We start from the raw sequence: 16022 nt of genomic DNA, 5'->3' as shown, positions 1-16022 counted from the left end.
GAAAATTGGTATTTAATAAGCATGAACAGTTAGGTGTCCTTCTTTCAATCCGGAGGCGCCGGAAATCAGTTGAACATTTCCCGGATGTGTTCCGGCACGCAACAGAAATGTAGCAATGCCAGCCTCGGCATTGACCGTTTCGGGGCTGACGAGTGTCGCGTCGCCTGATACTTTTATAGTTAAAGGCATGCTTTTATCGATACATAGATTACCTTCTTTGTCCACCACCTTAGCATGCACAAAAACCACATCAGCTCCATCTGCAGTGAAGTGTTTTCCGCAATCATTTATTTCCAACTGAATGGCAGCTGCTTCGCCGGGTGTCGAGATACGATAAGATGTTACTGCTTTGCCATCTATTAAACCAACTGCCTTTAATGTTCCGGGCATGAAAGGAATATGATGAAAGGTAAAAGGCGGATGTTTAAGATGATTGCAATTGCCACCATCAAAGGGTTTTCCGCCGGCTTGTAAATCAGATCCATAATTGGTTTCCGGGCCGCTGTCAGGCGCTTGTTTTGCAATCAGCTTATCATTTGCATACAAAGCCACTTCATCGCAATTGCTATACACTACTACTTTATCACCGTCCGTCTTTTCTTTCCAGTAATTGGCAATAAAAACCATTGGCCCGGATCCTGTCGGCAGATTTTTATTTACTGAAGCTGGCTGTTGGCTCTGAAAAAAATAAAAGGAGAATTTGGGGATCCTTAGCAGGTCAGAAACACCCCATGCCTCAATTTCATCTGTTACACCTGCAAGTCCGTCATAAAAAGCCCAGGTTAGATCGCCTATGCAACGGGGTAAAGCTGATAAGTTTTTGTTATGCTCCCATTGAAGGTTCCACGCCTGTTGCAATAGTGCGTTTTGACCGGCTCCTCTCAGTTGACGCGATGTGCTGTTACCGCCGCCAAACTCGTAGTCGCCATATTCCCTTATTAAAAAATTGTGTTCAGGGTAAGTTGTGTTGTTTCTTTTTTCGGGTCCCCAGTCATCGCTCCAATCGTCATATGGCACATCCCAGCAGGCTTTCGTGTAATAAGAGTCGCCACTGGTAAAAAAGTTCTTCATACCAATCCATTCGCTTTTTGCCACCTCATTTTGTTTGCAGCGAAATTCAGCCGGTGGGTACGTTTCGTTAAGACTCGTTTCCCACAATAAAATAGAAGGATGGTTCCTGTCCCTGCGAATAGTCTGTCGTATATCAGAAAATACATTTTTGGCAAACGCCGGATCTTTGTTAAAAAACTGCCAGCCAGGAATACAGTCCACGATTAATATACCTAACTCATCCGCAGCGTCTAAAAACGCGGTAGCTTGCGGATAATGCGCCGTGCGCACGCAATTCATGCCTGCAGATTTTATCAGGTAGGCGTCGCGGTAGTTCGCATTGTCCGACAAAGCATTGCCGATATAAGGGTAGTTTTGATGCCTGTTTGTCCCCGTTATTATAAACGGCTCTCCATTTATCAGCAAACCATTATCTTTTGACAGCTCAAAACTGCGGATGCCAAGGCGTGTTGTCTTTTCATCATATATTTTATTTCTTTTTCTTATGATGGTTTGAAGACGGTACAAGTAAGGATGGTCCGGATGCCATAATAAAGGTCTGTTGACGGTTATGCTCTGCCTGTAATGCTTGTCTGCTCCGGCGGTTAATCTTTTACTATCAGATTTTATGCTTGCAACAATATGATCAGTTGGATCTATTAAATTTTGTTCCACGTTGAAGTTTGCGACAGCATTTCCTTCATTCCGGACATGTGTTTGAACATCGACAGTTGCCCGCTCTTTTGAGACTGAAGGGTATGTAACAAAAATGCCGCCGCCTGCCTGTTTATCCACTGCGTTAGCATTGGTGATGTGCAATGGGTTGCTCACCCGGAGCCAAACGTTGCGATATAAGCCGGAATAATAAATAAAATCCAGCTTGTTTACAGGTTTTCCGGGGGGCACAACCGGGTTGCTTTTATTCTGCAGCTTTAATACAATTGTATTTGATCCGCCATACCTGGCAATTTCTGTAATATCAATAGTAAAAGGCAAATAACCGCCCTGATGTTGCGACACCAATTTCCCATTCATCCATACGTCCGCTATCTGCATAGCGCCTTCAAACTCTATACTTAATCTTTTCCCCCTTAGTTTTTCGCTTACAAAAAAGTCCTTTTTATAATAGGCGATCCCCTCCCTTGGCTTTGTTATGACCAGTGGTTCGGGGAATGCAATATGGGGCAGAGTAACCTTTTGCCATTTTTTGTTGCTTAGCTGTTGTAATTCCTTCTCAACATCAACGTGTTTATTGAAAGAGGAATCAACTATATTTATTTTTTCAATCAGGAACTGATCTTTCCAGTTGTTTCCCAGCTTATGTGATGTGTCACTACTTTTGTTTGCCGCATACTCGACATACTTACACTGCCATCCGCTATTAAACAAACTGCGCTGTGCAAAAACAGTATGTGCAAATAGAAATGAAAGAATAATAAGAGAAAATTTTTTAGGATTCATGTTTAATTATATTGTCTTGAGAAGAAAGAAGTTATCTGGCTTTACTTTACATCTGTATCGTGCATCTTAAAGGCGGGGTTTAGCGTTGGCAACGAGATCCAAATTTTTATCAAACGTAAATTTGTGCCCGGCTGTCAGTAGTACATTTTTTGACTTACCCTTATAAATAATTCTGCAGGTATCTCTTTTGCCGGCGTGAACAGTGAGGCTTATCAATTTACCATGGGCCCAAACAATGTCTGCTTTGTGTCCGCCGAGTATACGAATGCCCGACAGCTTTCCATCGGGAAAATTATCAGGACATGCAGGCAGAAGCTCAAGGCACTTCGGCTGAGAGAACACCATCATTTCCGAAAGCAGGCGCTGGATGCTCAACGCCGCGTCAAGGTTATAAATAGAATGATTAGGGTTGTGAGAGGTTACCAGTCCGTTATAAACGTATTTTCGCTCCGCAAACCGATTAAGATTGTCCATTACTTTAACGGCATCGTGCAGGCGGGCGGCCATTAACGAGATATGTATTAAACCATGCGCCGATTCTGTGTCATATTTAAATCGTTTTGCGAGCGCTATGCGGGCCGCATGCAACAATGCTGTGTCTATGTTGGGTTGCAAAAACTCTGTACCGGGAAATACGGGATATAAATGAGAATTATGCCGGTGTTCATAATGATCCGGATAGTTAGCAGGCGCCCATTCAGCAAGTGCACCATCTGCATTTACACGGTATGGCACGATGTGATCACGGTAATACTTCCATTTATCCATATCGTTCCGATCAAGAGCGAACATTTTTCCCAGCGTGTGCAGATGTTCAAATACCTCTCTGGCTACGGCAATATCAATGGTGGCATCTTTGGCCAGCGTGGTACTATTGTCCCCTACATTGTTTTCGGGAGATATCCCGGGCATAATATGATAATATCCATCATCAAGCTTAACCAGGTAATCTTCATAAAACTGAGCCATTTCAAGATACAATGGCAATACCCGTTTATGTAAAAAGGCTGTATCGCCAAAAAGCATTCCGTGTTCGTAAAAAGGCATCAGATTCCAGCCTGCGCCGGAAGGCCAGTACATCCAGGGATAACCGGGGCCAAAATGATTTAAAAAACCCTTTTCAGGGTCGCTGTAATGAGGCACTAAAAAGCCCCGGCACCCCAGATAATTAACTGCATTCAGGCGCCAGGCAGGCAGTAGCCGCTCTACATAACTAAAATAAGATTCGGCACATTCCGGAAGATCGCCGGTAGACATTGCAGCAATAGCCAGGTTTACATTTGAATCAAATACAAAGCCGCCACTCCACGCGGGAGTCCACCCGCCACCCCATATTCCCTGGAGAGGAGGGGGGTATTTACCCGATGCCGCTATAATCAAGTACCGGCCAATTGCATGCATTTGCTCCAGGAACAACGGCGTAACACCTTTCTTTTCAATTTCGGCAAGCATTATCTCCGTTGGTGTGGTCTGCCATTCATGAGCAGCACCCAAATCTAAAGCAACCCTATTGAACATTTCTGCGTGAGCTTTCGCATGAGGTGCTAATAATTGTTCATAGCTTAATGGCAACATGCTTAATTCATTTTTTACGCTCGTTGCTTCTGTTGTAGCGCCATAAAGCAGTGGTGTAATACGCAGCACTAATAATATTTCTGTTGCGTTTTCAATACTTAGTCTCTTGCCGTCTGTTTTAAACGAGCCGCTTTTAATTGTAACCCTTGCCAACCCCTCATATCCGCCTGAATCATTGGCATATTGAGCATGATAGCTTATCCACCCATCGCTGGTTGCATTGCTGGTAATGCTGCGAAAGGCTTTACTCACATCCACTCCATCAACATCTCCTTTTCTGCCGGGTGTTTCATCAAGGCTTAGCGTCAGATTTAATTTGCGACCACTGTTCCCTCTTATTCGTAATACATCTACATTGTGCACCCTTGATGAAAAAAAACTTTGTTCTACTTCGCCTGCATCATCAGCCCAGCGAACGCCGCCTTCTCCTGTCTCCAGGTTTAATTGGCGGCGGTAATTTTTAGGTTTCCCGCTTGTTTGGCTCCGGATATTCAGGTCAAAAGCCGGATGCGGCGAAACCGGCCAGGCTTGCAGCGCGCCCATATTTTTCAATTGGTCCCGGGCTGCGGTACAAGCAAACTGATCGGCCGCGTCAAGACTGTCATGGGCTACCATCCGGCGTACTTGTGGCAATAGATTGGCGATATTAGCAACCGCTATTTTATTACGGTCCCAGGCCCGTAGAAAAAGTTCTTCATGCACCGCTATAAAACGTTCGGCTCCCGGGGCACCTGTCTGCATCCAGCCGTGATGCCCATTTCCCGTAACAAAAGCATCCTGCCAGGCCATGGCGGGTTGTCGCGACCATGCGATCCATCGGTTATTTTTTTCTGTCCTCTCCTGGCCCTTAACGCTGCTTAGCAGGCCGATTAATACAACAACAAGCCAGGTAGTTTTCTTGATTATATTTTGAAATCTGTTCACTTTATTTTTCAATTAGACCACTCCGGGTTCAAAACTTTTTTTCCATTTTTCGATTGGCTAGATCTCAATTCTTTTTGCCACGATCAGCATTGCCGAATGAGGCCCAAGCGATTGAATAATATACCTGTCGCTGAAAGTTCCTAAATACTTACCTGTCCATTTATCGGTAAGCCGGTATTTGCCTGCAGGTAATTTTACTATTCGTCGCGCAGCAGTGTCATTCCAGTTAAAAACAGAATAAACATTGCCCCCTTTTTCCCGTGTAACACCTATTTCAAAATCTTCATTTTCAAACCTTGCTGCAACACCGCTTGGTGGTATCAATTTCTTTAATATCGTCACCCTTTCCGCAGGCAGCCTGGTTAGATCGTCCCCGCTCAACAGCATACCTCCTGTAGCATAATTAACTGTAGCATGAAAAAAATATTCGTTATCAGTCGGCGTTTGATCCGGACGCGGGGCACCCAGCAAAATGCAATCAGGGTCGTTCCACCACAACCGTCCATTCTGCCAGCCACGCAGTAAATTTTCCTTGCCGACGGTTTTGAACGACTGCCAGGAATAATCTACATCATTGGAGCTTCTTGAACCATCAACCAACCCAAGCGAAGCCCAGATAGGATGATTACACCCTAACAAAAATGCGTCTCCCGCACCCTTTCGTATCGCTTCCATACCCCGACGGTAGGCTTCAATTCTCGTAGCATTTTTGTCATAATGCACTCCGCCGTGCATAGCGCCCCAATAATTAGCATCTAATTTAAAATATGTACAGCCCCATTTTTCCCGCATAGTTTTAAATAGTTGGGTCAGGTGATTTTGCACAGCCGGATTGGTGCCATCCAGTACATACCAGGGTCCAAGCCTCCATCCGCCAAAACCGATCTTATCAGACCGCAGGGGTTGGCCGTTCTCATCTTTTACCATCCAATCAGGATGTTCTTTGAACAGTTTTGATTGCGGGCTGGCGATAAAGGGTGCCCCCCATATAGCCGGCTGCCGCCCTTTCAACTTTATCTGGCGAAGCACTTCGCCTACATCGCCGCCAAAAGATTTTCCAACGTCCAGCCAATCCCCCATCCATGGTTGATAGCCATCATCTATCTGAATATATTTTAATTGCGGGGCGTTTTTAACAATCCAGTCGGCATTACCGGCAACATCTTTTGCCGTAATATTTGGCCCAAAACTTGCCCAGGACGACCAACCCATTGGCTCTGCAATTTTATGTGAACGCGGATGATGCTCAGCAATAGCCGCGGTTAGCTGATCGTATAGTTTCTCCCTGTTGGCTCCGGAAATTGCCATAAACTCTTCAAGTTCCCATTTTTGCCCGGGGTTTAAAACCAGGTTTTCGCAATCCATGGAAATGCGCATCCGTCTGTCATCAAAAGAAAACCTGGAAATAAACCTATTGCAAGATGTGGCAGCCAGCAAAACCCGGTCGTGGGAATTTAACTGAAGCATAAGCATTCCATACACTGTCCGCAAACCTTCGGGCTCGGGAATTTTGTAATGGCCTCTGTCTGTGTACCCGCCCAAGTCTTCAGGATGGGCAAGTGTACCGCCTGTTTGCGACAGCTTTTGAAAACCTTCCCCATAAATGGGCGTAGCGCCCGAGAGACCGTGCTGCCAGTCGAACACAACAACTTCACGTATTCGCAAAGGTTTGCCGGATCTGTTTTGCACCGATATTTTACATAAACCATTGTTCCATCTGCGTGTTACAATGGCATCTTTTGCATTTACCACAGAGCCATCCTGCAATATCATCGCATATGATGCTCTTCTCAAACCAGTCAAAAAATTCTCAGATATTTTCCCCTGCGCCTGTACCATGCCAGGAATCAAAAAAATGAGAAATAACAGCAGCTTTTTCATATCTATTTTTCTATGTTTTTAACTACAAAAAGAGTTCGTTTTGGTGGTAAAATCTACCGTGCTTCACGCTTCCAGCCGTCTCCGTTTTTTATCTCGGCAGCGCGCTTTTATCTCCCCCACAGGTTACTGTCAGCACTTCATCCCTACTGGTATTAATTGTTAATCGCTCGCCTGACAGCTTTCTCGGGGCTGTTTTATTGCTATTAATTATTAGCATTTTACCCGGCCATGGATTTTGCAATACAAGAGTATGTCCCTTCTCGCTCATAACGCGCACGTACTTAACCTGCTCTTTTTTCAATTCGGACGAAACAAGGAAGGCCCCTTCGCATCTGATGTTGTAAAAAGCCGCATCTTTATCTCTCGGCCACACCTGAAAAACACGTAGCAGGTTTTGGTTACTCATGCATAACATTTCATTAATGGTATTGGGTACTGTACTGCAGTTTTCTATGCCATGAGGGTTACCTTTTCTAAAACCGTTTGGATAAGTATTGGTACAATATTTCCTGAGTTGATGAAGGACGGTGTCAGGGCTGTATCCCACACGAACAGCCGCCGGGAAAAAGCTGTTTGAACCATTAAAATCTTGCCAGCGGTGCATAACGGCAATGGTATTACGCGCAACCTCTAAAAGTTTAGGATCACTGTTTAACCCAATGGCCCCTACAGGATAAATATGCTGGATGCCCAATGTATTGTCATCCCACCATGCCGGGCCTTTTTCGCTGTACCGGAAAACGGTTTTACCATCACGAACTTGTAAGGGGTATCTGGCAATATGGTCAGATTTTTCCTGCCAGTCGCTGCGCAAATCTTTATCGACACCTAATATTGTACTCATATCGATGGCTGTTTTGAATACCATAGGTACCAGGCCCAGCGAAAGAATAGAATTAAAAGTACCATAAGCGCCTTCCTGGACAGCATCGTCTTCTATAATATACCTGTCGCCATACTTTTTCAAATAATGCTGCCAAAAAATGGCAGTAGCTTTAACAAACGGGTAAACTCGCCTGGTAAAATTCTCGTCATAGGTTCTGTAAAATTGTATGGCTAAATCGGTAACGCAATAGGCCGCATTGCTTTTTTGTCCCCAAAACATCCCGGAATCCGCTTTGAGCCGGGTAGTTTCGATGCCTAATGGACCGATGCCCACAGGGTACAAAATACCATCAGCCGATTGCGTCAGTTGTTTGGAATAAAATCGTCCCCGTGGCATAAAGTCAATTAAAGGGGCTTCATAGGGCAGTGCCTGCCGTAAATGATTGGAGGAATACAATGCATAAAATGGCGCACTGTAATTGTAATTTAAGTGATAGTCGCCATTCCAGAAGGGTATTTCTTTAGTAATCCAGCTACCGAAAATGCCTGGGGGAAATTTTGGATCCCTGCATGATGCAGCCATATTGTATTGCGACCTGTAATATTGGTGCTCAATAAGTGGATCTCCTATATTTACCGAACTCTCATTCCAATAGGAACGCCACCACAATTTATGTTTATAGACAGCCTTTAAGGCGGACTGTCTTGTAGCACCTTTTACCTCTTTTTTTACCCATTGCAAGGGATTGGGATTTTTAAAGTTGCTGCTGAAAGCACAAACTATGGTGATGGTTTTCCCCGGTGCAAGCGAAAACGTATTATTGGTGCTGCCCAGAATTTTACAAGCGGCCACCGCGTTTGTGGTGATATCGACGTCTTTTACAAAACCTCTCTGTATCCATTGTGTCCCCTGATTATCGCTTCCCTTTGTCGCTGTATCTTCAAACTTATTTTCCCTTTGCAACTGGTTGGTGTCCGGGAGGTCCAATTCTACGTTACCATTTAGGATAACTTTGCTGCTATTGGTAATATCAATTAGCAGAACATCCTTGCCTGCGGCAAGTACCGAACACATTTTAACAATTGTGTCGCCTTTGGAAAATGTAGAATAAGTGATCGCTGTATATAGATCCTGCTCTATCCTGTATTTCGACCTCTTGAGCCCGGGTATATGAATACTGAGTTTACCCAACACTGCCGGAAAAGAATTATCAACTTTTGATTTCAGGCGCCAGAAATCATTACGCGCCAGGTAATAGTTTTGCTGTTCCGGTTCGCCTGCAATGGCGGCTGCCGTAAAGCCGTTACCCAACAATGGCGCATCGACGGTAACTTGTGACGGGATGTGCGACGGCGGAACTGTAAAAACATTCCGGTACTTACCTACAACCTCGCCGGCTGGTTTTATCTGTCCCAGGGCGAAGTGTGCCTGCAGCAATGTCGCGCATGCACTTGTGCTGATTAAAAAACTTTTCAGTCGCATTAATTATTTATTTAGGTCTTCTGCAGGGATTTTTATTCCTAATTATCCTTTGTTGCAGGTTTTCAAACAATGTATTGCAGGTATGGCGTTACTAATATTAAAGCCCTGATAAAAATAACCGACAAGATAAGTTGATGTAGATGCTCATATAGATCCGCAGAGAGAGACCACTTAAATAACTAATAATCAATTGTTTAAATAAAATACTACTCCTATTTATCTTGTTACGATAATTGATCTTCACTTAAAGAGGCAAAAGCGTCCCCGGTAAAACAGGGACGCTAATCAACTAAACCTCAATTGATCTCACTAATCGAAGTGTCTTTTTCAATACAAAATATAGTCAATCAATAACCAGGGTTTTGCTTCAGATTTTTATTTATGTCAATTTCTGATTGTGGTACCGGCCAGAGATAATTTTTATCAGCGAAAACGCGGTCTTCAACCTTTAACGGAGTCCCGGTTATTGTATATTTACCCGTAGCTGCATCAACAGTTCCTATTTTGGCTCCATAAACAGCACCGTTCATCACCTGTGCCCCAATCTTCCAGCGTTGTATATCAAACCAGCGTAAACCTTCAAATGCAAACTCAACCCTACGCTCATTGCGTACCAGTGCACGCAGCGAAGCCTGGGTATTGTATACGGATTGATCTACTGACGGCATACCTGCTCGGTTTCTTACCTTGTTTATTGCGTTGTAAACCGATGCATCAATTTGGCCTGACTCTATTTTTGCTTCAGCATAAGATAAAAGGATTTCGGCATAACGAATAACGGTTATGTTTAAGCCGCTTTGAAACAGTTGATCAAAGTCGCTGATATGGGAGGTATATTTTTGAACCACATACCCGCTTGGCGAAGTATTATTACCGCTTGCATAATAATCCGGGGAAGAAGCGCCCAAAGGATCATAATAGCTGGTTGTACCACCCGGTACCGTTGGTGCTACCAACGCGCCCGGATAAAGAATAGTCGCAGCCAATCGTGGGTCGCGGTGCTTATATGGATTTGCAGGGTCATAGCCTGATGCCTGATCGGTAATCGGTTTGCCGTTATCCATTTCATACGCGTCAACAAGGTTTTGCACCGGATCAATTGATGCCCATCCCCCCATAGAGTTCGATGGCATTACACCCAACACCCCGTTGGAACTGCCAGATGGATTTTCAACATATTGCGCGGCAGCAATAATTTCAGGATTGTTTGCCTGGTTCTGAATACGAAACAGATCCTGGTAACTTGGGTCTAAGGTGTAACCCAATTGCATTACTGCCTGACAATCTGTTATGCAATCCGCATAGTCCTGCTCATACAGTTCAACCCTTGCCTTCAAGGCAAGGGCAGCCCCCTTGGTAATATGACCGGCATTAGCAGCAGAATAACTGGTGGGCAGGTCTGCTATTGCGGCTGTAAGCTCACTGAGGATAAATTTAGTAACGTCAGCCTTCGGTGTCCTTGTAACGGAATTGGCCGCGGGGATCGTAAGGCCGGTGATTACTAAAGGCACATCACCGTATAGTTGGCTCATCACGAAATATTCGTAGGCACGTATAAATTTCACCTGCGCAATCATTTGATTCTTCAAGGTTGCGTCCATCGGTGTCGCCACTACATTAGTAAGAAAGAAATTGCACTTTTGAATAGTTTTATAGCTCCACAGATTAGCTGCATTAGTGTTAGTAGGATTAATACTTCCATTACCAAAGGCCTGGAAACCTTCCCATGGATATTGCCCGTAAGCATTATCTGAGGCGCAATCGAGATAAACAATCAACGTGCCATCTGCCCAGCTTGGACCATTGTCGCTAAAATTATACTGTTGACCATTGTAAACTCCTGTTAAAGCGGCATTAGCGTCGCCAGCAGATGTCCATAGGCTTGAGTTACTATAAGCATCCTGAGGTTGCCTCGACAGGAAGTCTTTTTTACAAGACGAAAACAAAATCAGTAATGCTATTATTTTAAATATGATGCTTTTTTTCATGATTTCTAATTTTAAAAGCCTTAAAAAGACACGTTTAGGCCCAGGGTATTTATTTTTACCTGCGGATAATTATAGCCGGTTTCGCCACGAGGCGCTTCCGGGTCTACCCATTTGTAAAATTTAGTGAACGTAGCTACGTTTTGCCCGCTGTAGTAAACCCTTAATTTTTTGATATGCAGTGCGTCAGACCATTTTTGAGGTAATGTATAACCAAGCTGTAAGTTTTTCAGCCTTACATAACTGGCATCTTTCACCCAAAAAGATGATGGGTTTGAAGCCGGATCGTTCTGGCGATAATTGATCCATAAACGTGGGAAGTCTGACGAAGTGTTGCTTGCCGACCAGCTGTTGAGCAACGCCGAGGTTGGCTTACCAACAGCATTTCCGTTCTGTCCCAACATTGGCCCTGAAATTATATTTTTAACCCCAGCTGCTCCCTGGAAAAAACCGGTCAGGTCAAATTGCTTCCAGACAACATTGATATTAAGGCCAAACGTTACCTTCGGGAAATTAGAACCAAGATAAACTTTATCATTGCCATCAATTTTACCATCGCCATTAACATCTTTATAGATTAGGTCGCCGGGACCGGTAGGACCTCCTAAATTCTGAGTGGCATGCTGACTAACCTGTTGCGCAGACTGAAAAATACCCTGGGTTTGGTATCCCCAGAAAGCACTTATTGGCAACCCTACTTTGGTAATTGTGGAACCGCTAATCACCGGCGCAGAGCTTGGACCGAGGCCGGTCACCGTATTTTGAACCAAAGCAGTATTACCAGACACATTAAAGACAAATGCGCCAACTTTTTCACGATAGGTCAATGCAAACTCCCAGCCTTTATTTCGCACGCTGGATGTATTTTGATAGGGTGGATTTAAACCATAAGGTGCTCCAACTGGAAGATCATACAATATTCCGGTAGTATTTTTAATAAAATAATCAGCAGTAAAACTAAATTTTCCGTTCAAAAAGTCGGCATCTAAACCAAAGTTGGTATCTGTCGTTTTCTCCCAAACGAGAGCAGTGTTGGCGCCATCAACAGGCGCTACGCCTCCATTAACCACTCCACCAAAAGGATAGCCCTGGTTAATAGTGGTTACAGTAGGTATATAGGGATAATACACGCTCGTATAAGTATTGCCTGTTAAATTTTGATTTCCCAATTGTCCCCACGATGCCCTCAGTTTTAAATTTGAGAGTACGTTTTTCAACGGACTAAAGAAATCTTCTTCCGACACACGCCATCCGGCCGATCCGCCAGGATACAAACCCCAGCGCAGAGATGGGGCAAAACGCGAAGAACCATCGTCGCGCAAATCCGCTTCCAGTAAATATTTCCCTTTATAATCGTAGTTAATCCTGCCAAAAACAGACCGCAGTGCAACCTCATAGCTATCAGCGGTTGATGTTTGTCCATCAGTAGGGGCAGCGGTTAAATCACTTAAGGCATTATTTAGGAATCCCTGCCGATAACCGGTTAGTGTATAATATTTAGTATATTCCTGTGAATAGCCAACTAATGCTTTGAAGCCGTGATTGCCAACCTTTACGCTATAATCCAACAACGCCTGCGGAGTGACAATGGTAGTGCTGTTATACGTATCTGTTGCGCTGCTGAGGTTTGCCTGTCCGCTGGTTGTTCCGTCAGGATTATAATACTGTATGGATGAAACGAAATTCTTATTTTGGTTTTGTACCAGTTTATAACCAAGTGACGGTTTAAGATGTAAGCCTTTTATTATTTCCCAGTCAGCGCCTGCTATCCCTTGTAAATTATAGGCGTTTTGATTATTAAAGGAAGGTGAGTTAAGCCAGGCCATAGGATTTCCATCCGATATGTGGCCATACTGTCCATTTGGGAATTTATAAGGTATAATATTTGAAATCCTGTTAATTTGCCTGATCATCTGCGTAAAATCCGGCACACCAGGGAAAGAACTTTGAGGTTCAATCAGCGGTTGATAGGTATAAGACAAATTCGCGTTAAACGATAACTTGTTATTTACCTGGCTGTTTACATTTAGCCTTGTGGTATAGCGCTGGGTGTTGGTTTTTGGAGTTATACCGTCCTGGTCAAAATAACCAAGTGAAAATGCGTACTGGGTTTTATCGCCACCGCCATTGACGCCTACAAAATGGTTTTGCTGAAACCCGCTTCCTTTGTAGAACAACTTAAGCCAATCGGTGTTGGGATAATTTGCGGGGTCTGATCCATCTTTGAAAGTTTGTATCTGTTGTGCGGTATATAAAGAGGATTTACCTTCGTTTACCCTGGCTTCGTTATACAAAGTAGCAGCCTGCCATGACGGAAGATAATCAGGAAGGGCTGTAGCCGTTTGCTTGCCGAAGTAGTTGCTGTAAGTTATTTGGGCTGTTCCTTTTTTTCCTTTTTTTGTGGTAATAACAATAACACCGTTTGCTGCCCGTGAACCGTAGATTGATGACGATGCAGCATCTTTCAATACAGAAATGTTGTCAATATCGTCAGCATTTACAGCATTCATGTCGGTAGGAGTAGAAATTACCCCGTCTATAACAATCATAGGGTTGGTGTTATTCAGTGTCCCTATACCTCTTATCTTGATTGAGCCTGCGTCTTTGCCTGGTTGCCCGTTGTTGGAAACGATGGTAACGCCCGGCACAGTGCCTTGCAATGCATTGGTAACACCTGTAACCGGCCTGTTTTCTAACTGGGCTGCACTAACCGAAGATACCGCACCTGTAAGATTTGCCTTTTTCTGGGCACCATAACCTACCACCACTACATCGTTTAAAGCTGTTGGAACAGGGCGCATTGTTATATTAATAACCCGCTTACCGTCTACTTTAATGTCTTGTTTTTCATAACCAATAAATGAAAAGGTCAGTACAACATCGTTATTATCTACAGCAATGCTAAAATTACCCTTATCATCTGTTACGGTTCCAATTGATGAGCCTTTAATCTTTACTGCAACACCAGGCATTGGTTTATTTAGTTCGTCCAGAACTGTACCGGTGATGGTAGTAGCTGCAACTGCTACAGGTTTTACCTTTTCCGGCAATGCCTGCTCGATTTTCGATAGCACAATAGTTTTATTGGTTATCCTATAACTTAGAGGCAATGATTTAAAGCATTGATCCAACGCCTCGGTAATATTGGCATCGTTCAGCCGAACGGTAACAGTTTCTTTCGCCAGATCTTTATCATCATAAAAGAATACGTAGCCGCTCTGTTGTTCTATGGATGAAATAACCTTTTTTAATGGTGCATTTTTCTCATTCAATGAGATCTTCTGGGCGAATGTTGCCGCACTGGCCTGCAGGAGGCCAATCAAAATAATGAGTGCTGTTGTGTTTACCCGCATGAGTATTTTTTTTAACAGTAGAGGGTGCCTGCGAACATAATCGGGCAAAGCAACCAGTGACAGCAATACGCACCGTATTGCCATAAAAAAAGTAGTAAAATTCATTACATTTGTTAGGTTTGAGTTAAAATTCTGTCAATTGCGCAAATTGTTTACCCTGTTAATCAGGGAAGGTTGCTCAAACTATTACCGGGATGTGCTTCGACTCACTACCCGGTTTTTATTTGATGACCTCTCTCGATTTTAATTTTAGCCGGCCATGGTTTTTTTATTTAGTGTACATAATTGGATTAACTGATTGCTGTTTTTGGTTAAGGTGTCACGATAATTTTCTTTCCTTCAATTTTGAAATGTATCCTGGTAAAACTAAGCAGGTCTAATACCTGTGAAGCGTTCAGGTCTCTTTGCATTTTGCCCGAGAATTCGCGTTGTGGTATTGCCCCCTCATACGCTATATCCACATTATACCATCGGGCAATCTGCCGCATAACTTCCTGTATGCTGGCATTGTTATATTGAAAAAGGCCATTTTTCCACGCCACAATACTTTGTATATCTGCGTTTTTTACAACAGTGATCGTATTGATGTCGCCAGCCACCTGTGATTGCTCGCCAGGCATTAATACAACCGCCTTATTTGCCGTGGAAACTTTTACACTCCCCTCCAGCAAAGTGGTTTTTACAACGCCTTCGTCATCATAGGCATTTATATTGAATTCAGTTCCGATATCCCTTATCTTTTGGCCTTTGACTAATACCTGGAATGGCTGATGCTCATTGTGAACAACCTTAAAATAGGCCTGCCCTGTTATAGAAACAACCCTTTGCTTGCCTGTAAATGACACGGGAAAAGTAATTGATGAGGCTGCATCAAGTATTACCTGCGTGCCATCCGAAAGAACTAACGGAAACTGTTCCCCTTTTTTAGTAGTCAAGGTGTTGTACGCTGTCCCGGCATTAATTTTCTGCCCACCAGAACCGGCAGTATATGCAACCGTCCCGTTAGGTTTCATGCTAACGTTCACATTCCCTTGCCTGGAAAGTTGGCCTACAAGATCTTTGGTTAAAACTATTTTTTGCCCATTGGCCAGCGTTAATGTAGCCCTGTTTTCGCCGGGCTTGAGGTCATTAGTTTGGTTATGGGCTGCTTGGTTTAGTTGGCTTGGCGCGTGTAATAAGCGATAAATTCCGGCACTAAGAAATACTAAGATAACCGCAGCGGCTGCATACATGTGAAGGCGGCGAATTCTGCCTCTCCTTTGGGTAATAGCGATTTTAGCGGTTACCGATGAATAAAGTTTGGACTTTACCGTTTCTTCATTACCCATCAACTCGTTATCCCACTCGGTATACCTGGTGGCTAATAATTGATAAGCTCTATTAAAAGCCTCCTTTTCGGCTTTAGTTGCCGTTCCATCCTGGCATTTTGCAGCCAGTGTTTTAAATTCTTCGTTAGTCATGGGTTGTTCCACTTCTATACGTCGC

Annotated in this window: 7 protein-coding genes; all 7 read right to left on the bottom strand. The window is 43.8% G+C overall.

All coding sequences use genetic code 11. The features are described from left to right. Positions 1-12: 12 nt before the first annotated feature. The 7 genes from ACEN9X_RS20405 to ACEN9X_RS20375 all read right to left on the bottom strand — a co-directional run bounded on the left by ACEN9X_RS20405 (position 13) and on the right by ACEN9X_RS20375 (position 15997). On the bottom strand, positions 13-2511 hold the full coding sequence (locus ACEN9X_RS20405; RefSeq protein ID WP_413666881.1) for a glycoside hydrolase family 2 TIM barrel-domain containing protein: 2499 nt from the start codon (positions 2509-2511) through the stop codon (positions 13-15). A 66-nt stretch (positions 2512-2577) separates the two neighbouring features. Next, on the bottom strand, positions 2578-5010 hold the full coding sequence (locus ACEN9X_RS20400) for a glycosyl hydrolase family 95 catalytic domain-containing protein (RefSeq protein WP_413666880.1): 2433 nt from the start codon (positions 5008-5010) through the stop codon (positions 2578-2580). 57 nt (positions 5011-5067) lie between these two features. Further along, a complete protein-coding gene (locus tag ACEN9X_RS20395; RefSeq protein WP_413666879.1) occupies positions 5068-6891 on the bottom strand; it encodes a glycoside hydrolase family 36 protein in 1824 nt (607 codons plus the stop codon). Positions 6892-6979: 88 nt separating this feature from the next. Further along, positions 6980-9199, bottom strand: coding sequence for a glycosyl hydrolase family 95 catalytic domain-containing protein (locus ACEN9X_RS20390; RefSeq protein ID WP_413666878.1), 2220 nt, complete (start codon positions 9197-9199; stop codon positions 6980-6982). 347 nt (positions 9200-9546) lie between these two features. Further along, on the bottom strand, positions 9547-11187 hold the full coding sequence (locus ACEN9X_RS20385; RefSeq protein WP_413666877.1) for a RagB/SusD family nutrient uptake outer membrane protein: 1641 nt from the start codon (positions 11185-11187) through the stop codon (positions 9547-9549). A gap of 20 nt (positions 11188-11207) precedes the next feature. Continuing rightward, a complete protein-coding gene (locus tag ACEN9X_RS20380; protein ID WP_413666876.1) occupies positions 11208-14621 on the bottom strand; it encodes a TonB-dependent receptor in 3414 nt (1137 codons plus the stop codon). A gap of 227 nt (positions 14622-14848) precedes the next feature. Further along, the gene (locus ACEN9X_RS20375; RefSeq protein ID WP_413666875.1) at positions 14849-15997 is read right to left on the bottom strand and encodes a FecR family protein; all 1149 of its coding nucleotides are present in this window, start codon (positions 15995-15997) and stop codon (positions 14849-14851) included. Positions 15998-16022 lie beyond the last annotated feature (25 nt).

It is taken from the genome of Mucilaginibacter sp. Mucisp86 (assembly GCF_047324315.1).
Taxonomy (GTDB): Bacteria; Bacteroidota; Bacteroidia; order Sphingobacteriales; family Sphingobacteriaceae; genus Mucilaginibacter.
Note: the sequence above shows the minus strand (reverse complement) of the source record. Positions and strands in the feature narration are given on the sequence as shown.